17 protein-coding genes and 1 pseudogene are annotated in these 19,338 nt (G+C 71.2%); 8 read left to right on the forward strand and 10 right to left on the reverse strand.

The features are described 5' to 3' along the window. Nucleotides 1–567: pseudogene (locus VNR19_RS11240) on the reverse strand (HNH endonuclease); the annotation flags it as partial. Between the two features lie 166 nt (nucleotides 568–733). Here VNR19_RS11240 and VNR19_RS11245 point away from each other — a divergent pair. Continuing rightward, entirely contained in the window at nucleotides 734–889 is a 156-nt protein-coding gene (locus tag VNR19_RS11245) for a hypothetical protein (RefSeq protein ID WP_325726777.1), read from the forward strand. Nucleotides 890–950: 61 nt separating this feature from the next. Then, a complete protein-coding gene (locus VNR19_RS11250) occupies nucleotides 951–1,349 on the forward strand; it encodes a hypothetical protein (protein WP_325726779.1) in 399 nt (132 codons plus the stop codon). Here VNR19_RS11250 and VNR19_RS11255 read toward each other — a convergent pair. The 4 genes from VNR19_RS11255 to VNR19_RS11270 form a co-directional block, all read right to left on the reverse strand. Next, on the reverse strand, nucleotides 1,333–2,178 hold the full coding sequence (locus VNR19_RS11255) for a transglutaminase family protein (protein ID WP_325726781.1): 846 nt from the start codon (nucleotides 2,176–2,178) through the stop codon (nucleotides 1,333–1,335). The two genes, VNR19_RS11250 and VNR19_RS11255, sit on opposite strands and share 17 nt — an antisense overlap. Further along, complete coding sequence (locus VNR19_RS11260; protein ID WP_325726783.1) at nucleotides 2,175–3,107, reverse strand: alpha-E domain-containing protein; 933 nt, start codon at nucleotides 3,105–3,107, stop codon at nucleotides 2,175–2,177. The genes VNR19_RS11255 and VNR19_RS11260 overlap by 4 nt, the downstream gene beginning before the upstream one ends. Then, nucleotides 3,101–4,891 carry a circularly permuted type 2 ATP-grasp protein gene (locus VNR19_RS11265; protein ID WP_325726785.1) on the reverse strand — a complete coding sequence of 597 codons (1,791 nt, stop codon included), beginning with the start codon at nucleotides 4,889–4,891 and terminating at the stop codon, nucleotides 3,101–3,103. The genes VNR19_RS11260 and VNR19_RS11265 overlap by 7 nt, the downstream gene beginning before the upstream one ends. A 71-nt stretch (nucleotides 4,892–4,962) precedes the next feature. After that, complete coding sequence (locus tag VNR19_RS11270) at nucleotides 4,963–5,124, reverse strand: hypothetical protein (protein ID WP_325726787.1); 162 nt, start codon at nucleotides 5,122–5,124, stop codon at nucleotides 4,963–4,965. Between the two features lie 170 nt (nucleotides 5,125–5,294). Here VNR19_RS11270 and VNR19_RS11275 point away from each other — a divergent pair, with 170 nt between their 5' ends. Then, a complete protein-coding gene (locus VNR19_RS11275; RefSeq protein WP_325726789.1) occupies nucleotides 5,295–6,548 on the forward strand; it encodes a flavin-containing monooxygenase in 1,254 nt (417 codons plus the stop codon). Nucleotides 6,549–6,638: 90 nt separating this feature from the next. Continuing rightward, on the forward strand, nucleotides 6,639–8,216 hold the full coding sequence (locus VNR19_RS11280; protein WP_325726791.1) for a bifunctional AfsR/SARP family transcriptional regulator/alpha/beta hydrolase: 1,578 nt from the start codon (nucleotides 6,639–6,641) through the stop codon (nucleotides 8,214–8,216). Nucleotides 8,217–8,295: 79 nt separating this feature from the next. Here the strand turns inward: VNR19_RS11280 and VNR19_RS11285 are convergent, their stop codons facing one another. Together VNR19_RS11285 and VNR19_RS11290 are read right to left on the reverse strand one after the other, a co-directional pair. Beyond that, complete coding sequence (locus VNR19_RS11285) at nucleotides 8,296–8,868, reverse strand: OsmC family protein (RefSeq protein ID WP_325726793.1); 573 nt, start codon at nucleotides 8,866–8,868, stop codon at nucleotides 8,296–8,298. Between the two features lie 70 nt (nucleotides 8,869–8,938). After that, the gene (locus VNR19_RS11290) at nucleotides 8,939–10,174 is read right to left on the reverse strand and encodes an NAD(P)/FAD-dependent oxidoreductase (protein ID WP_325726795.1); all 1,236 of its coding nucleotides are present in this window, start codon (nucleotides 10,172–10,174) and stop codon (nucleotides 8,939–8,941) included. Between the two features lie 207 nt (nucleotides 10,175–10,381). Here VNR19_RS11290 and VNR19_RS11295 point away from each other — a divergent pair, with 207 nt between their 5' ends. Next, a complete protein-coding gene (locus tag VNR19_RS11295; RefSeq protein WP_325726826.1) occupies nucleotides 10,382–11,845 on the forward strand; it encodes a molybdopterin-dependent oxidoreductase in 1,464 nt (487 codons plus the stop codon). Nucleotides 11,846–11,966: 121 nt separating this feature from the next. Beyond that, nucleotides 11,967–13,652: a thiamine pyrophosphate-binding protein gene (locus tag VNR19_RS11300; RefSeq protein ID WP_325726797.1), complete on the forward strand. Its 1,686-nt coding sequence runs from the start codon at nucleotides 11,967–11,969 to the stop codon at nucleotides 13,650–13,652. A gap of 18 nt (nucleotides 13,653–13,670) precedes the next feature. On the opposite strand, the gene VNR19_RS11305 is transcribed toward VNR19_RS11300, so the two are convergent. Together VNR19_RS11305 and VNR19_RS11310 are read right to left on the reverse strand one after the other, a co-directional pair. Then, on the reverse strand, nucleotides 13,671–13,964 hold the full coding sequence (locus VNR19_RS11305; protein ID WP_325726799.1) for a putative quinol monooxygenase: 294 nt from the start codon (nucleotides 13,962–13,964) through the stop codon (nucleotides 13,671–13,673). Between the two features lie 4 nt (nucleotides 13,965–13,968). After that, on the reverse strand, nucleotides 13,969–15,249 hold the full coding sequence (locus VNR19_RS11310; protein ID WP_325726801.1) for a multidrug effflux MFS transporter: 1,281 nt from the start codon (nucleotides 15,247–15,249) through the stop codon (nucleotides 13,969–13,971). Nucleotides 15,250–15,357: 108 nt separating this feature from the next. Here VNR19_RS11310 and VNR19_RS11315 point away from each other — a divergent pair, with 108 nt between their 5' ends. Then, nucleotides 15,358–17,100 (forward strand): dihydroxy-acid dehydratase, encoded by a 1,743-nt coding sequence (locus VNR19_RS11315; RefSeq protein WP_325726803.1) that lies wholly within the window; start codon nucleotides 15,358–15,360, stop codon nucleotides 17,098–17,100. Continuing rightward, nucleotides 17,097–18,464, forward strand: a complete 1,368-nt coding sequence (locus VNR19_RS11320) for an FAD-dependent oxidoreductase (protein WP_325726805.1) — start codon at nucleotides 17,097–17,099, stop codon at nucleotides 18,462–18,464. Before VNR19_RS11315 ends, VNR19_RS11320 begins: the two co-directional genes overlap by 4 nt. 2 nt (nucleotides 18,465–18,466) lie before the next feature. On the opposite strand, the gene VNR19_RS11325 is transcribed toward VNR19_RS11320, so the two are convergent. Beyond that, a complete protein-coding gene (locus VNR19_RS11325) occupies nucleotides 18,467–19,261 on the reverse strand; it encodes an IclR family transcriptional regulator domain-containing protein (protein ID WP_325726807.1) in 795 nt (264 codons plus the stop codon). Nucleotides 19,262–19,338: the final 77 nt, after the last annotated feature.

Raw genomic sequence — 19,338 nt, forward strand, 5'->3', positions numbered from 1 at the left:
CAGGTACGCGCTCAGCCACGCCATCCCATCCGCGACGTGCTCCACCACCACCCGCCGTCGCACCACCGCGGCCTCGTGCCGCTCCGCCAGCGTCACCGACCGGTACGTCTCGATCAGCTTGCGCAGCGCCCGCCGGAACGAGCCCACCGGAAGCTCCTCCGCCAACCCCACCGCATCAGCAGTGATCGCGTCACGGACGTCGGGTTCGCACTCGTCCAGCCGGTCCACGAGGTACTCCGCGTGCGCCACCGTCATCCGCGCCCGACTCAGCGACTCCAACGCATCCGGGTAACGGTGCACGAGCGCTTCCGCCCGCCGGATCAACTCCCCCGCGGCGTGCTCGGTGATCCGCATCCCCGCCGCCAACTCGAGCCGGATGCCTCGCTCCACCACTCCGGTGAGCTCCCGCCCATACCGGGCCGCATCCTCCAGCGCCTCGCGGCGGGCCCGGTCCACGGTGATGAAGTACTCCGCGGCGAACATCGTCACCACGTCACCCGTCTCGCGCACACGGTCCATCGCATCCGAAACAGGAGGCACGAACTCCTCCTCAGCTGCGATCGACATACCCCGACACTAGAACATACGTACGACACTCCGGTCCGCACGAGCCAGGACTGTGGAGAGCCACCGAAACCGCCCCCTTGGGGAGGAGTCGAACCCCACCGCAGTCCCCCTCCAACCCCACGTCAACCCCTGTCGCCGCATCCGACGCGCGCCCTAGCGTGGCCTCATGGACGATGAACGCGAGCGACGCGCGGAAGACACACCGATCGAACAGGACGCCCCGAAGGGCGGCGACGAGACGACGGAGGAGCAGCTCGACGCCGACAACCCCGTCGAGGAGGCCACCCTCGAGACGCTCGACCCGGACGCGCCTCCGGCCTGAGCCACCGCGCGTGACGTCCGGGGGTCTGGATCACGCCCCCGAAACCCCTACGGTGACTGCCATGACCGATCAACCGGTCGAGAGCAGTCGAACGGGCACACGCATCGCCTTCCGCGTGGGCTGGTGGGTGCTCGTCGTGCTGACGGCGCTGTTCATCCTGAACCACGTCATAGGCGTGGCCGCCTTCGCGAACTCCGAGGACGAACGGATGCTGTTCGTCGCGTTCGCGGCGCTCGAGACTGTCAGCCTGCTGGTCCTGCTCTTCGCCTACCGGGCCCTCGAATCGTGGGCGTGGTGGGCCAGCTGGGTGCAGATCGTCGCGATGGCGCTGACATTCGCGATCTTCCTCGACGGGATCGGGGCGCTCTACCTCGTGGTCGCGGTCGTGATGGCGGTCGCCCAATTCGCGACGCTGCCCGCCATGCGGGCCCGCACCGGCGCTCTCACGCCTCGCGGGTGATCGTCACCTTCACGTGCAGGTGCGACTTGAACGGCCCGGCGTACACACCCCGCAGCGGCGGGACGTCGCCGTAATCGCGCCCGCGTCCGATGAGGACGTGTCGGTCGCCGATCTCGATGTTGTTCGTCGGATCGAAGCCCTGCCACTCCCCCGCGAACCACTCCACCCACGCGTGCGACTCCCCCGCGACGGCCACCCCTACTTCGGCGGATGGCCGGGGGTGCAGGTATCCGGAGACGTACCGGGCCGGGATGCCGACCTCGCGCAGCGCGCCGATCGTGATGTGCGCGATGTCCTGGCATACGCCCTTGCGCGCTTCCCACGCCTCACGCGCCGTCGAGTGGACGCCCGTGATCCCGTGCATGTACTCGACCGCGTCTCCGATCGCGAGGGCGATCGCGTACGCGGCGCGACCCGGGTGATCGTGTTCGGCGGCGATCGATCGCGCGAGCTCCGCGACCTCCGGGTGCGGCCGCGTCCGGTTCGTCTGGGTGAGCTGCTCCACCGTCTCGATCGAACGCGCGGACTCCTCGAGAAGGTCGTCCCACGTCAGGTCGACGTGTTCGATCGGCCGCGGACGCACCTCGACGAGCGAACGGGCCGTGATCGTGAGCGACGAGTGCGCCGACAGCACATCGAACGACGCGACTCGCGTTCCGAAGTAGTCGACGTACTGGTTCACCGACGTCGACGGCTCGATCTCGAGCGCCGAGCTCAGCACGAACTGGCTGTCGGTCGATCCGGGCAGCATGCGCGCCTCGTTGTACGACGCCGACACATCGCCCTGGTAGCTGAAGCCGGTCTGGTGCTCGATGCGGAGTCTTTTCATGAGATCTCTCCGATCCAGCTCGGCTCGGCATGCGTCGGGAAGAACCGCTGACGGATCGCCTCGGATGCCTCCCGCGTCACCTTCTGCACGCGCTGCATGTGCTGCGGCAGCTCGCTCAGGATCTCGCTGATCGGCCGGTACTCGAGGTCGTTGCGGATCTGCCCGAGTGCCCGCAGCACCGTGTTCGAGTGCCCGACACGGTCGGCGCGCGGGTCGATCGCGCTCATGCACTCCTCGGCCCGTTGGATCGAGTAGATGATCGACCGCGGGAAGAGCCGGTCGAGCAACAGGAACTCCGCCGCGTTGCGCGCGCTCGGCATGCCCCGATACGTGCGCAGATACGCCTCGTACGCGCCGCACGACCGCAGGATCGTCGTCCACGACGGACCGGATGCCTCGGTCAGCGACCTCGTCGCCAGCATCCGCGCCGTCATGTCGGTTCGCTCGATGCTCCGGCCCAGCGTGAAGAACTGCCACGCCTCGTCACGACTCGTCGACGAGTCGACGACGCCCACCGCGAGCGCCGCGCGCTCGCGCACCCACCCGAAGAACTCGTGCACCTTGTCGGACTGGAGCCGGCGGGGCATCCGCGAGTTCGTCGTGTTGAGGGTCTCCCACAGTTCGGTCGAGACGATCTCGCGAGCGCGGCGGGCGTTCTCGCGCGCAGCCGTGAGCGAGTAAGCGATGCTCGACGGGTTCATGCGGTCGACGGCGAGTCGCTGCAGCACGTCGTCGCGGCGCACGTGCTCGACGTTCGCGGGCGGGGCGGAGCCCATGACGCTCAAGAGCGAGCGGCACGCAGTGTCTTCATCGATCCACGGGTCTTCGAGCAGGAGCTGCAGGTGCACGTCGAGGATGCGCGCTGTGCCGTCGGAGCGCTCGATGTAGCGGCCGATCCAGAACAGGGACTCCGCGATGCGGCTCAGCATCGACTGCTCCCCTCGCAACCCTCGCGACCCCCAGGACCTTGTCGAGATTGCGCGAATGACGGCCGGATGCCGGCATCCGCGGTCATTTGCGCAATCTCGGCGCCTGAGGCATCGGCCGAGCGCGCCTGCTGCTGCTGCTCCTGCTGCTCCTGCTGCTCGACGCGCGAGCGCGGGCGGTCGTGCGGCGAGTGCGCCGGCTGCGGCTGCCCGTCGTAGACGATCGAGATCGGCGTGGTGGGCGCTGCCTGGTCGGCGACGATCTCGGAGGGGGCACTGTGCTGCCCGTACTCGCGCCGCGCGGGCGCCGAGCCGCCGATGACCCACGTGTCTTTCGAGCCACCGCCCTGGCTCGAGTTCACGACGAGCTGGCCCTCGGGGAGCGCGACGCGCGTGAGCCCTCCGGGAAGCACCCACACCTCGTCGCCGTCGTTCACGGCGAACGGCCGCAGGTCGGCGTGGCGCGGGCGCATGCCGTCCTCGACGAGCGTCGGGATCGTCGAGAGCATCACGACCGGCTGCGCGATCCATCCGCGCGGGTCTTCGACGAGGCGTTCCTTGAGCTTCGCGAGCTCGGCGGGCGAGGCATCCGGACCCACCACGAGTCCCTTGCCGCCCGACCCGTCGACCGGCTTGACCACCAGTTCGTCGAGACGGTCGAGCACCTCTTCGAGCGCCTCCGGCTCCTCGAGCCGCCACGTGTCGACGTTCTTGAGGATGGGCTCTTCGGCGAGGTAGTAGCGGATGAGATCGGGCACGTACGTGTAGACGAGCTTGTCGTCGGCGACGCCGTTGCCGACCGCGTTCGCGATCGTGACGTTCCCGAGGCGCGCCGCCAGCATGAGTCCAGGCGCGCCGAGCATCGAGTCGGCGCGGAACTGCAGCGGATCGAGGAAGTCGTCGTCGACGCGCCGGTAGATGACGTCGACGCGCTTCGGGCCGCGAGTCGTGCGCATGAACACCTTGCCGCCGACGCACAGAAGGTCGCGCCCCTCGACGAGCTCGACCCCCATGAGGCGTGCGAGCAGCGTGTGCTCGTAGTACGCGGAGTTGTAGACGCCGGGGGTCAGCACGACGACGTTGGGTTCCTCGATCCCGGCGGGGGCGGATGCGCGGAGCGCGGCGAGCAGCCGGTTGGGGTATTCGCCGACCGGGCGCACGCGCATCGAAACGAAGAGCTCGGGCAGCGTCTGGGCCATGACCCGCCGGTTCGAGATGACGTAGCTCACGCCCGACGGCACGCGCACGTTGTCTTCGAGCACGCGCATCTCGCCGTGCTCGTCGCGGATGAGGTCGATGCCGGCGACCTGGATGCGCACGCCGTTCGCGCTGTGGATGCCGGCCGCCTGACGGTAGAAGTACTGCGACGAGGCGATGAGCCGCGCGGGCAGCACGCCGTCGCGCACGCAGTGCTGGTGACCGTACGCGTCGTCGAGGAACGCCTCGAGCGCGCGCACGCGCTGCTGCACGCCCGCTTCGATGCGCGACCACTCGTCGAACGCGATGATGCGCGGCACGGCGTCGAGCGGGAACGGCCGCTCCTCGCCCGCGAAGTCGAACGTGACGCCCTGCGCGAGGTATGAGCTGGCGAGCGAGTCCGTGCGCCCGCGCAGCTCTTCCTGCGTCATCTTCGCGAGCGTCTGATACAGCTCGCGGTAGGCCTCGCGGGTCGGCGCGGGTGCTCCCGGATGCGCCGGCTCGCCGAACATCTCGTCGAACGGAGCCCGCCCGTCCGCGGTCTTGCGCGGCGCGAGGGTCGAGCCGTACCCGTCGAAGAGATCACCCACGCATAGAGCCTAATCCGACCGTGTTGCGCGGTTGTTTCCCTTGACGGATGCCCCTGCAGCCGTCTCGTCGCTCACGACCGCTTCACGCGTGAGCGCCGGCGCAGGCGCCGCAGCCGACGACGCTCGTGGCGCGCGGCGTGCGCGCGCCAGGCGTCCTCGTCCTCGCGCGTGCGCAGGTGGTGGTCCACCAGCGCCTTGATCACGAGGCTCTCGATCACCAGTCCCTGGTCCATGTCGTTTCCTTCCTTCGGATTCGGACGCGCCGAGTCTTCGGCGTGCGCCTTCCCTGCGGCTTCCTCGCGCGCGTCGCACGAGGGAAGGGCCGCGGAAGGTCGGTCGCCGAGAGTCGTCGCATGCCCGGTCGCCGTGACACGGGCATCCGATTCGTCAGGGAGGGACCATCGTGCGAGAGGACGTCGAGACCGTCGTCATCGGGGCGGGCCAGTCGGGCCTCGCCGTGAGTCGCCTGCTCACCGCGCACGGGCGCGACCACGTCGTGGTCGATCGCGGCCGGCCCGGCGAACGGTGGCGTTGCGAGCGGTGGCGTTCGCTGCGGCTGCTGACCCCGAACTGGCTCACTCGGCTGCCCGGCTGGTCGTACGCCGGTGACGAGCCCGACGGGTTCATGGCGGCGAGCGAGGTCGCGCAGTACCTCGAGGGCTACGCGGCCGGCTTCTGCGCGCCGGTCATCGGCTCGACCATCGTGCACAGGGTCGCGCGGTCGAGCGGGGCCTTCCTCGTCGAGACGTCGCGCGGCCCGTGGCGCGCGCGGAACGTCGTCGTCGCGACCGGTCCGCACGCGCTGCCGCGCACGGAGCTGCCCGACTCCGAGCTTCCGGTGATCCCGGTCACGCGGTACCGCGAGCCCGGCGCGCTGCCGGACGGAGGGGTGCTGGTCGTGGGCGCGTCGGCATCGGGGGTGCAGATCGCGCGCGAACTGGCGGATGCGGGGCGCGACGTCACCCTCGCCGTCGGGCGCCACACGCGCATGCCCCGCGCGTATCGCGGCATGGACATCTTCTGGTGGATGCAAGCGACCGGCGCGCTCGCACGCATCGTCGCGCGCGACGGGCAGCCCGTGCGGCCGGAGCCGTCGCTGCAGATCGTCGGTGCCGCGCCCGGCTCGCACCACGGCGTCGATCTCCCCGCATTGGCGGCACGCGGCGTGCGCCTCACCGGGCGGCTCGTCGCGCTGTCGGGGCGGACGGCGCAGTTCGACGGGAGCCTGCCGTGGAACGCGGCGAAGTCGGATGCCGCGATGCACCGATTCCTCGACCGCGTCGACGCCTACGCCGCCGAGGCGGGACTCGCGCGGGAGCTCGAGCCGCCGCTGCGGCCGCGTGCGTTCGTGCCGCAGCCCGGGCCGCTCGCGCTCGACCTCCGCGCGCGAGGGATCGGCTCGGTCGTGGTGGCGACGGGGCTGCAGCCCGACTACGCGTGGCTCGACGTGTCCGTCGTCGGCCCGGACGGGCTCATCGCGCAGCGCCGCGGCGTCACCGAGGTGCCGGGGCTCTATGTCGTCGGACAGCCGATGCAGCATCGACGCGACTCGACGCTCATCGACGGGGCGCGGCACAACGCGCTCGACGTCGTGTCGCACCTGCTGCGCAGCCGCCTCTCCGACGACGTCGCGGGCGCTGCAGCGGTCATCGTGTAGGCGCCGAGCACCGGCGCTATGCTGACCGCGAGCGGCCCCGCGGCGACGCGCCGGCCGCCGGAGTCACTCCGCGCGGGGAACGGAGGAGACGTGGCGGATGTCTCGATCCGACTGCTCGGCGGGTTCGAGCTGCGCACCGCGCGTGCGCGTGTGACCCCCGAGTCGCTCGGACGCCGCGATCCGCTCCGGCTCGCCGAATACCTCGCGCTCGCGCCGGAGCGTCGCGCCCATCGCGAGCAGGTGATCGACGCACTGTGGCCGGACGCGCCGTTCGAGTCGGTCGCGAACCGTCTCCACAAGGCCGCGCACTTCGTCAGGAAGGCGGCCCAGCGCACGGACGCTGTCGTGCTGAGGGGCGACACGGTCGCGCTCTTCCCGGATGCCGCCGTCGACGTCGACGTGCTCGACTTCGAGCGCCTCGCACGCCGGGCCCTCTCCGGCGACGGCGACGCGATCGAGGAGGCGATCGCCCTCTACCGGGGGGACCTGCTGCCGCACGATCTGTACGAGGAGTGGACCTTCCACCATCGCCAGCGCCTCCAGCTGCGCCATCGCGAAGTGCTGCGCGCGGCAGGGCGATACGCCGAGCTCGTCTCCCTCGACCCGACCGACGAGGACGGCCACGTCGGGCTCATGCGCGCGATGATGCGCGACGGCGATCGCGTCGGCGTGGTCAGGCAGTTCGAGGTGCTCTCGCGTGTGCTCGAGGAGGAGCTCGGCGTGGGCCCGAGCGCGGAGGCGCGCGCTCTGCGCGATCTCGCCGCCGGGCCGCGCGCCGAGGACGGGGCTGCACAGGGGCCGCTGCGAGCACGTTCGGCGTCGCTCGGCATGCAGAAGGTCGGCTTCTGCTCGACGATCGACGGCGTCCGCCTCGCCTACGCGACGAGCGGCACGGGTCCGCCGCTCGTGAAGGCGAGCAACTGGCTCACGCACCTCGACTACGACTGGGACTCCCCCGTGTGGTCACCGTGGTGGAGCGCGCTGTCGCGCAACCACACGCTCGTCCGCTACGACGAGCGCGGGTGCGGACTGTCGGACTGGGACGTCGGCGCCGACTCGTTCACGCTCGAGGCGTGGGTGCGCGACCTCGAGACGGTGGTCGACGCGCTCGGGCTCGAGCGGTTCCCGCTCCTGGGGATCTCGCAGGGCGGGCCCATCGCGCTCACGTATGCCGCGCGGCATCCGGAACGCGTCAGCCATGTCGTCGTGTACGGCACGTGCGCCCGCGCGACGTGGGCGCGCGCCGATGACGCACGCCGCCGCGAGCTCACCGCGCTCGGCGAGCTCATCAAGGTGTCGTGGGGCGGCGATCAGCCGGGGTTCCGGCAGGTGTACGACGCGAAGTTCCTGCCCGACGGCCCGCTCGAGCTGTGGCGCGCGTTCGACGAGCTGCAGCGCCGCTCGACGTCGGCGCGCAACGCCTACCGGCTGTGGCGCTCGTTCGGGAGCCTCGACTGCGCCGAGGCGGCTCGGAAGGTGACCGCGCCCACGCTGATCCTGCACTCGTCCGACGACCTCGTGTGGTCGTTCGCCGAAGCCGAGGAGCTGCACTCCCTCGTGCCCGGCAGCCGCCTCGTGCGGTTGGAGAGCAGGAACCACATCCTCAAGGGCGACGAGCCCGCGTTCGCGGAGTTCATGTCGCACGTCGAGCGCTTCCTCGCGGGCTGAACGACGGCGCCCGGACCGGCCGGAAGACGACGGGGCCGGCCGGGCGAGTCCGCCCGGCCGGCCCATCCCACGAGTGCGATCAGACGACCGACACCGCGACGTCGACGGAGGTGCCGTTGACGAGCACGTCGTACACCGCCGAGCGGCGCTGCGACTGGGCGACGAGCTCGCGGACCGTCTCTTCGTCGGCATCCGCGTCGATCTCGAACTTCACGCGGATCGCCTGGTAGCCGTTGCGGACCTCGCCGCCGCCCATGCCCAGGATGCCCAGCAGGTCGATGTCGCCCTCGACGGTCGAGGTCACCGAGTTCAGGCGCACCTTGCGCGCGGCCGCGATGTTCGCCAGACCGGCCGTCAGGCACGCGGCGATCCCGTGGAGCAGGTACTCGACGGGGGTCGGGCCGTTGTCCTCGCCCACGAGAACGGCGGGGTGGTCGGAGTCGACCGTCGTGACGGCCTTGTGCTCCATCTCCTGCATCGCACCGTGGAAGCCCTGGAACATGCTGCGGCTGTGCGTGCCGGCCACCCACGTGTTCGAGGCGCGGAACTGGAACTTCGCGATCTCGGGCGTCTCCTTCACGGCGTCGAGCGTGGCGAACAGCGTCGCGACGTCCACGCCGTTCATGCGGGCGCGCTCTTCGATCATCGTCATCGTGTGTCTCCTTCTTTCGGTGCCGGTGCTCCGGCGTTCGAGGTCGCTCCGGTCGCGGTCTGCGTCCGGGTCATCGCAACGATCGCAAGGCGGCCTTCCGTGAACCTTCCCCGCGAGGCGCGGAATGGTCGGATACGGGAAGAGCCGGGGAAGGAATCGGACGGTCGGCGAGGAAGGCCACCTCGTCGCCCATCGCTCCGCTGAGCTCGCGCAGGAGGCGTCCGATCTCCTCGGTGTCCCAGTCGTAGGCCGAGATGCGGTCGGCGACGTCGAAGACACCGGATGCCAGGCGGTCGCGCTCCCGCTCGTACCGCGCGAACGCGGGCGTCGCGGCCTCCCGGCCCGACAGCACCCGCAGCGCGGAATCCGCGAGCAGCTCGGCATCGCGCAGCGCATCCGTGATCCCGTGCGTGCTGATCGGGTCGCGGAACAGCCCCGCGTCGCCCACGAGCGCCCAACCGGGCCCGTACGGCCGCCGCATCCACCCGGGCGACCCGCCCCAGCCGTGGATGCGCAGGCCGGTGCGCGGGGCGCGCGGAACACGCTCGTCCACGTCGACGGATGCGCGGCGCAGCAGCGCCGAGAAGGCCGCCACGGCGCCGGAGCGCCGCAGCGCCCGCATCCGAGCCGGAGTCGTCCCGACGAACACGCACGACTGACCGTCGTTCGTCGGGATGAGCCCCGCCGCGGCGCCCCTGCCGTACGCCCACTCGTAGCCCGTCGCATCCGTCTCGACGTACGCGTAGAGCACGGCGCTGCCGCAGCGTCCTGCGCGCACGGTCGGCGCCTGCACGTCGCGGGCCACGAACGACGCGAAACCGTCCGCGCCGATCGTGAGCGCCGCCCGCAGGCGCCGCGTGCGGCCGTCGCGGTGGACCGCCGTGAGGCCGGTGACCCGGCCCCCGTCATCACGCGAGAGTGCGGTCGCGGTCGTGTCGGCGAACACCACGGCGCCCGCCCGCTCGGCCGCCTCCAGCAGGATCGTGTCGAGGCAGTGTCGGCGCGGTGCGTACAGCGCGTCGATTCCCATGGCGGGGCGGATCGGCACGCTCACCGGGTCGGCGCCGGCGTAGTGGAACACCGTCGTGCGGATGGGTGGCGTCCCCGCCGCGACGACCTCGTCGAGCACACCCCAGCGGGCGAGCTGCAGCACACCGCCGCGCATGAGCGCGTGCGTCGAAAGGGTGTCCGAGCCGCGCGGCATCCGCTCGACCACGGCGACCCGCAGGCCGGCACGCGCGAGCAGCAGCGCGGTCGAGGCGCCCGCGACCCGGCCCCCGACGACGACCACGTCGAAACCGTCCATTCCGTCCTTCCTCTCTTCGGCGAATGCTCCGAGGATCCGGCGGGCGTCTTCCCCGAACCTTCCCTGCTTCCAGCCGATCCCACGGGTGCGTTCCGGGCTTAGGCTCTCCTCGTGACGAGCGCCTCGCGCCGGCAGTGGCTCGCCGCTGCGGCGGCGGGTGCGGCATCCGCTGTGCTCGGTGCCGGTCTGGGCGAGCTGGTCGCGGCGATGCTCGCTCCCGAGTCGAGCCCGTTCGCCGTGATCGGCGGCGGCCTCATCGACGTCGCCCCGCCGTGGGCGAAGGACGCGGCGATCGGCCTGTTCGGCACGGCCGACAAGGTCGCACTGCTGACCGGCATCGCGATCGTGCTGCTGGTCGTCGCCGCCGCGGCCGGCGTGGTCGAGTCGCGGTTCCCGCCGTGGGGTCTCGTCATCATCGGCGCGTGCGGCGTCGCGAGCGCTGTCGTCTCGATGACGCGTGCGGGCGCCGGCCCGATCTCGTGGGTCCCGTCCGCCGTCGCCGGCATCGTCGGCGTCGTCGCGCTCCGGCTGCTCGTAGGTCTGCTGGGCCGGGGCGCGGCGACGGCGGCGACGGCGCCCGCATCCGCCGCCGATTCCGGCTTCGACCGCCGCAGGTTCTTCGCATGGACCGGCGGGGCGACCGCGGCGGGGGTGCTCGCGCTCGTCGCGGCGAACCTCGCCCGCACGGGGACGCGCGTCGTGACGACCGTCCGCGACGCGCTGAGGCTGCCTTCGCCGACCGGGGCGCCCGTCGAGATCCCGCCCGGAGCCGACCTGCGCATCCCGGGCCTCGCGCCCGTCATCACGCCGAACGACCGGTTCTACCGCATCGACACGGCGCTCATCGTGCCGCAGATCGATCCCGCGGATTGGAGCCTCCGCGTGCGCGGCATGGTCGACCACGAACTGACGCTCACGTGGGGCGACCTCCTCGCGCTGCCGATGCACGAGAGCGCGACGACGCTCGCGTGCGTGTCGAACCCGGTCGGCGGGGACCTCATCGGCACCGCCGTGTGGCTCGGGCACCCCATCCGCGAGCTGCTCGCCCGTGCCGGCCCGCACGCCGACGCCGACATGGTGCTGTCGCGATCGATCGACGGATTCACCGCGTCGACTCCGCTCGAGGCGCTCACCGACGACCGCGATGCGATCCTGGCGGTCGGCATGAACGGCGAGCCGCTGCCGGTCGAGCACGGCTTCCCTGTGCGCATGGTCGTGCCCGGGCTGTACGGCTACGTGTCGGCGACGAAGTGGGTCGTCGAGCTCGACGTCACGCGGTTCGACCTCGAGCGCGCGTACTGGACCGACCGCGGGTGGTCGGAGCGCGGTCCGATCAAGCTCCAGTCCCGCATCGATGTGCCGCGAAGAGGCCAGGGCCTCAAGGCCGGCGACACCGTGATCGCGGGCGTCGCGTGGCAGCAGCACGTCGGCGTCGCAGGCGTCGAGGTGCAGATCGACGACGGCGCGTGGCAGCAGGCGACCCTCGCCCCGGCGATCTCGGGCGACACGTGGGTGCAGTGGAGTCTTCCCTGGACCGCCGACGTCGGCGGACACGTCATCCGGTGCCGTGCGGTCAGCACGACGGGCGAGGTGCAGACGTCGACCCACGCGCCCCCTGCGCCGAACGGTGCGACCGGCTGGCACGAGCGATTCGTCGAGGTCTTCGAATAGCGCAATGTGTACGGAGAGCGTTCACCTGTACGGATAGCGGTTGACCTCCCTCCATTCGCGAGGAATCCTGGAAGACGGCGCGCAACCCCGGAGCGCGCCCGCGGACAGCGACGGAGGCGACATGGTCCAGACGATCACGGTGGCGGAGGCGGTCGGACGCACGATCGCGAAGCTCGGTGCGGCGCACGTCTTCGGGGTCGTCGGCAGCGGCAACTTCCACGTGACGAACGCGATGATCGACGCGGGGGTGGCCTTCACCGCGACCCGCCACGAGATGGGCGCCGCCACGATGGCCGACGCCTTCACGCGCACGTCGGGGCGATTCGCGGTCGTGTCGCTGCACCAGGGCTGCGGGCTGAGCAACGCGCTCACCGGCATCGCCGAGGCGGCGAAATGCCACACGCCGATGCTCGTCGTGACCGGCGACACCGCCGCAGGCGACATCACCTCGAACTTCCACATCGACCAGGACGCCGCCGTCGCCGCGGTCGGAGCGACCCCCGCGCGCATCCACAGCGCAGGGTCGGCGGTGGCGGATGCCGCATCCGCCGTCCAGACCGCGCTCGTCGAGCGCGAAACCGTCGTGCTCTCGCTCCCCGTCGACCTGCAGGAGGAGCTCGTCGTCTTCGACGACGATGCCGTCCCCGCCGTGCCCGACCTGCTGCGACCCGGCGCGTCGCCCGAGTCGCTGGAACGGCTCGTCGACCTGCTCGTGAACGCCGAGCGGCCGGTCGTGGTCGGCGGACGCGGCGCGTGGGGCGCGAAGCGCGAGCTGCGGCGGCTGGCGGCGGCATCCGGTGCGCTCCTCGTCACGTCCGCCGCAGGACGCGGGCTCTTCGTCGACGACGAGTGGGCGCTCGACATCATGGGCGGCTTCGCGACCGAGGGCGCCGCCGACCTCATCTCGTCGGCCGACGTCATCGCCGTCTTCGGCGCGGCATTGAACAAGTGGACGACGCGCGACGGCGCGCTGCTGCGGTCGGCGACCGTCGTGCAGGTCGACGACCGGCCGTCCGCGATCGGGCTGCACCGGCCGGTCGACGTCGCGATCCTCGGTGACGCGGCAGCGGTCGCGCGCGGCGCAGCCGAGGCGATCGAGACGAGGATGCCGGGCAAGGTCGGCTATCGAACTCCCACGACCGCCGAGCGCGTGCGGTCATCGCGGTACTGGAGGGACCAGCCGTTCGACTCGCTCTCGGACGGCGAGCGCATCGACCCGCAGGAGCTCACGAACGCGCTCGACGCGCTCCTGCCCATCGAGCGGGTCGTCGTGCCCGACGGCGGCAACGTCAACTGCTACCCGGGCGCGCACCTGCGCGTGCCCGACGAGCGCGGGTACTGCATCCCGCTGTCGTTCCAGGCGATCGGCATGGGCCTGGCCGCCTGCATCGGCGCGGGCGTCGCGCAGCCCGGCCGCCTCCCCATCGTCGGCACCGGCGACGGCGCGTTCATGATGTCGCTCGTCGAGCTCGACACCGCCGTGCGCCTCGGCCTCGGCATGGTGGTCATCGTCTACAACGACGACGCCTACGGCGCGGAGGTCAACCTCTTCGACCCGTACACCGACAAGCTCGACCTCGTGCGCTTCCCCGAGACCGACATCGCCGCCATCGCTGCGGGATACGGATGCCACGGCGTCACGGTCCGCGGACTCGACGACCTCGACGCGGTTCAGGCGTGGCTCGACGGTCCGCGCGACCGCCCGCTCGTCATCGACGCGAAGATCGTCAAGGGGCGCTCGTGGCTCATGGCGCGCCGCCACGCCCAGCCCACCGCCGACGGCGAGCCGGTGCGCATCCGGCACTGACGACGCTGCGGCGCCGCGTCAGAACGGAATCGCCTCGAGACGCACGAGCCGCGGCGGGCCTGCCAGAAGCGGTCCGATCTCGGGCACGGCGCCCTCACCCGTGCGGAAGTCGCGGTACGCCTGCTCGGCCTCCCACGACGACCACTCCTCGTACAGCGTCCAACTCGCCGGGTCGTCACGGTCGACGAGCCAGTCGAGGCGCTCGCATCCGTCGAACGCCCTCGACGTCTTGAGCATGTCTGCGAAGACGGCCTTGGCCTCTTCGAGCTTCTCCGGGACGATGCGGAACTCCACGATCGCGACATGTGCCATGTGCTCAGCCTCTCTCTTCGGGGTGGGTTCGGGCGACCTCACTCGCCACGACGACGACGCCGCGCCGCTCGCCCCACCTGCCGACGACGCCCGCGATGACGCTCAGTGTGAAGCACGCGAGCATCACGACGGCCATGGGCACGGCGGTGTGGGGGCCCATCAGCCCGCCGAGGGGCGAGACGAGCGAGCCGACGAGGAACTGGGTGCAGCCCATGAGGGCCGCGCCGGATCCGGCGGCGAACGCCGCCCGGGCGAGGGTGAGGGTCGTCGCGTTCGCGAGGATCGCCGAGCCTGCGGCGCAGGCCGGCACGATGGTCGCGAGGAAGGTCGCGACCGTGAACGGCCCCGCCGTCGCGAACCAGACCATCGCGGCCGTCGACCCGATCGCGACCGCTTGACACACGATGAGCATGCGTCGCGCGCCGAAGCGAGCGGACAGCGGCGCGTTGAGGCTGCTGCCGACGAGCACCGCGAGGGCGTAGCACATGTAGAGGAACGAGAAGCCCCACTCGTCGGTGTCGAGCACGTCCTGCGCGACGAACGAGGATGCGCTCACGTGTGTCGCGAGCGCCGCGAACGCGACGGCCATCGCGAGGGCGTTGCCGGTGTAACCGGGATCGCGCAGCAGACGCCTGTAGTTGTCGAGGAGGCGGCCGAGGCGCACCGGAGTGCGGGCGTCCGGCGCGAGCGTCTCGGGAACGGCGAACACCGACATGACCAGGTACGCGGCGCTCAGGACGATGAGTGCGACGAAGGTGGTGCGCCACCCGCCCGCCTGCATGAGCAGGCTGCCCAGCAGCGGCCCGACGAGCGGGCCCACCGCGAGCATGCCCATGAGCACGCTGTACGACGCGGCGGCCTGCCGGCCCCGCGCGGTGTCGGACACGATCGCGCGCGCCACCACCACGGCGGCCGACGATCCGAGCCCCTGCATGACACGACCGGCGATGAGCAGCTCGATCGTGGGAGCGGCGGCGACGAGCACGCTCGCGCCGGTGAGCACGCTGAGCCCGAGCAGCAGCACGGGCCGGCGACCCAGGCTGTCGGCGAGCGCCCCCACGAGGAGCTGCCCCGCGGCGACGCCGAGCAGGAACCCCGTCAGCGCGATCTGCGCGCCCGCGATCGTGGTGCCGAGCTCCGCCGCCATCTCGCCGAGGCCGGGCAGGTAGATGTTCGAGGCGATCGGGTTGACCGTCATGAGCAGGCCGAGCACGCTCAGCAGCCCCGTCGTCAAGACGGGGGTCGCGGCATCTGTCGCCGCGGCGCGACGTGCTCGTCTGCCCATCACTCAAAGGTACGCATTGCGACCAATCAACCGCAATGCGTACACTAGGACGTATTGCGGTTGCATCGACCCGTCGATTCCGCGATCACGCACGAGAAAAGGACGATGATGCCCGACCTGCGCAGCAACCTCCCGCCGACATCAGCGCTCGGGATCGCGAGACGCGCGCAGTGGCGGTCGCTCGGGATCGCGGCATCCGACCTGTCGAAGCCGAAGGTCGCGATCGTCAACACGTCGTCCGAGCTCGCTGCGTGCTACGCCCACCTCGACGACATCGCCGACGCGCTCAAGAGCGAGCTGCGACGACTCGGCGTGCTCCCGTTCGAGATCCGCACCACCGCACCGAGCGACTTCGTCACGAGCGCAGGACGCGCGGGACGCTACATCCTTCCGAGCCGCGACCTCATCGTCGACGACATCGAGGCGGCGGTCGAAGGCGCCAAGCTCGACGCGATGATCTGCCTCAGCTCGTGCGACAAGACCACACCGGGGCACCTCATGGCCGCGGGGCGCCTCAACATCCCGACCGTCATCGTGCCGTGCGGCTACCAGCACTCGGGGCTTGCCGAAGGCCGCGAGGCCGACGTCGAGGAGGTCTTCCTGCTCGCCGCCATGGCCGCGGTCACGGGCGAGGCGACCGACGACCTCGAGGAGCTCGCCGACGACGCGATCCTCGGCCCCGGCGTGTGTGCGGGCCTCGCGACCGCCAACTCGATGCACATCGTCGCCGAGGCGCTCGGCATGGCCGTTCCCGGTGCGGCGCCCGTGCGCGCGAACAGCGAGCGCATGTGGGACTCCGCACGCCGCTCGGCGGCCGCCCTCGTCGACCTCATCGAGCGCGACGTGCGCCCGCGCGACATCATCACCGACGGATCGGTGCGCAACGCGATCCGCGCGATGCTCGCGGTCGGCGGCTCGATCAACACCATCAAGCACCTGCAGGCGATCGCCGTCGAGACCGGGCTCGACATCGACGTGTGGGAGGAGTTCCGCGCCCTCGGCCGCGACACTCCCCTGCTCGCGTCGGTGCGCCCGAACGGACCGTGGCTCACCGAGCAGTTCGAAGACGCCGGCGGCGGTGCGACGGTGCTGCGCGAACTCCTTCCCCTGCTCGACGGCGACCAGCTCACGGTCGCAGGCGGGACGGTGGCCGAAAGGGCGGATGCCGCGCGCCCCGCCGACGGCGAGATCATCCGTCCCCTCTCGAACCCGTTCGGCACCGACCCCGCGATCGCGGTCGTGCGCGGCACGCTCGCACCCGGCGGCGCTGTCGCGAAGCGCCCTGTGCCCGACCCCGGCCCGCGCCGGTTCACCGGACCGGCGCGCGTGTTCGCCAACCGCGAGGAGGCGATCGAGGGCATCTCGAACGGACGCCTGCGCGAGGGCGACGTCGCGGTCATCCGCGGCATCGGCGTCTCGGGGGCTCCCGGCATGGGCCTCACGAGCGCGTTCATCTTCGCCCTGCACGCGCGGGGACTCGCTCAGTCCGTCGCACTTGTCACCGACGGGCAGTTCTCGGGCCTTGTGAACCAGGGCATGACCGTCGGAGAAGTCTCGCCCGAGGCGGCGACCCCCGGTGCCCCGCTCGGCCTCGTGCAGGACGACGACATCATCGACATCGACCTCGAGACCGGCCGCCTCGACCTGCTCGTCGACCCGGCCGAGCTCGCCGCCCGACCGCCGTACGTCCCGCCCGTCGACCGCGACACGGGCGGCGGAATGCTCGACCAGTACGAGCAGCTCGTCCAGCCTCTCGGCTGCGGCGCGGTGCTGTGCCCCCGCACGGCCGGACCCTGCCAGAAGACCGCGGTGGGAGCATCCGCCGTCTCGACCACCTCGGAGAACGCATGACCACCTCGACCATCCACCTGCCCGCCGCCGAGGTCCCCGTCATCGGCGAATACGACGTCGTGATCGTCGGGGGCGGACCGGCCGGACTCCTCGCCGCCACCGCCGCGTCGCGGGCCGGGCGGTCGACGCTCCTGATCGAGCGATACGGATTCCTCGGCGGAGCGGGCACGATGGGCGGCCTCAGCACGTTCTGCGGTCTGCACGCGAACGTGCACGGCGAGCACCGGCTCGTCGTGCACGGCTACGCCGACGAGCTGTACGACCGGCTCACCGCACTGGACGGACTGAACAAGCCGCACCTGTCGGTCGAGGACCGCATCCAGGCGGTCGCATTCGACATCTCGGCGTACAAGATCGCCGCCGACGAGCTCGTCGTGTCGGGCGGCGGTGAGATCCTGTTCCACGCGACGGCGGTCGACGTCGTCATGAAGGACGAGTCCACGATCGACGCCGTCGTCGTCGAGTCCAAGTCAGGACGCGCGGCCGTGCGCGGGCGCTTCTTCATCGACGGCTCGGGCGACGCCGACATCGCCGCGTGGGCGGGCGTGCCGTACGAGCACGCCGAGCACCTGCTGTATCCGTCGCTCATGTTCCGCATCAACGGCGTCGACTACGAGAAGGCCGGGCCGGCGTGGAAGACGATCCGCCGCATCATGGAGGAGGCAGAGGCCGCCGGAACGCACCGCTTCCCGCGCAAGAAGCCCATCGTGCGGCCGCAGATCAACCCGCTCGAGTGGCGCTCGAACCTCACGCAGCTCAGCAACGAGGACGGCTCCGCGATCGACGGCACCGACGTGCACCAGCTCACGCGCGGCGAGCTGCAGGGCCGCCAGCAGGTCAAGGACACGTTCGCGTTCATCCGCGACAACACCCCCGGCTTCGAGAACTCCTACGTCGTCGACATCGCGCCGCAGATCGGCATCCGCGAGACGCGTCGCATCGTCGGCGAGTACCAGCTCACCGAGGACGACGTGCTCGACTGCGTGGACTTCGAAGACACGATCGGCGTCAACGGCTGGATGGTCGAGGCGCACGTCGCGGGCGACGTCGAGTTCCGCTTCCCGCGCGCGGAGGACTCGCGCGGCTTCAACCACCTCCCCTACCGCATGCTCGTGCCGCAGAAGGTCGGCAACCTGCTCGTCGCCGGGCGCTGCGCATCGATGACCCAGCTCGGACAGTCGTCGGGTCGCGTCACGGGTCCGTGCTTCGTCATGGGCCAGGCGGCCGGCACCGCAGCCGACCTCGCCCTCGCTGCAGGCGTCACGGCAGGCGATGTCGATGTGCCCGAGCTGCAGCGGCGCCTCGAGGCCGAGGGCGCGTACCTCGGGACGGACATTCCCGCGGACGTCGTCGCGGCGCGCTGAGCTCAGCGCGCCGCGCGGAACAGCTGCGGGTTCGCGTTGCGGTAGGCGCGGCCGATCTCGCCCGCGGCGTCGCGCAGCACGGGTGCGACGACCTCGGTGAGGCTCTTCTCGTCTTCACGCACGGTCGTGGACGAGGCGGAGAGACCGCCGACCGCGCGCCCGTCGATGAGGATCGGCGCGGCGACGGCGACCTGTCCCGGGTGCAGCTCCTCGATCGAGACGTCGAACCCCTGCTCCTTCACCTTCTCGAGCCGCGCACGAAGCTCCGTGACATCCGTCACCGTGTGCGGGGTGAACGACTCCAGCTCGACGCCTTCGAGCAGCGCGTCGAGCTCATGGGGCGGCAGGTGCGCGAGGAGCACCTTTCCGACAGCGGTCGCGTGCGCGGGCAGCCGGTTTCCGATCCGGACCGAGTCCGGCAGCGGCCGACGGTCCTCGACGCGCGCGACGTGGATCACCTCGAGCCCGTCGAGCACGCCGATGCTGCACGTCTCACCCGTGCGCTCGACGACGTCGGCCATGTACCCGTACGAGATCTCGGGGAGCGACGACGCGGCGAAGTAGCCCGAGCCGAGCTCGAGGATGCGCGGCGTGAGGCTCCACAGGCCGCCGGCGGACTCTGCGTAGCCGAGGTGCGCGAACGTCAGGAGGATCCGACGCACGACGGGTCGCGCGAGCCCCACCCGCTCCGCGATGTCGGCGATGGTCAGCGAGCCCTCGCGGTGGTTGAAGGCGCGCAGCACCTCGACCCCGCGCTCGATGCTCTGAATCCGGTCCCGCGACCTCTCGTCAGCCATCCCCACCCGTCTCCTCGCTGTACGCTCTGCGTCCGGCGGCACCATCCTACGGTCGGCCACGCGAGATCGCGGCGCAG

This window comes from Microbacterium sp. (genome assembly GCF_035556355.1).
Lineage (GTDB): Bacteria > Actinomycetota > Actinomycetes > Actinomycetales > Microbacteriaceae > Microbacterium.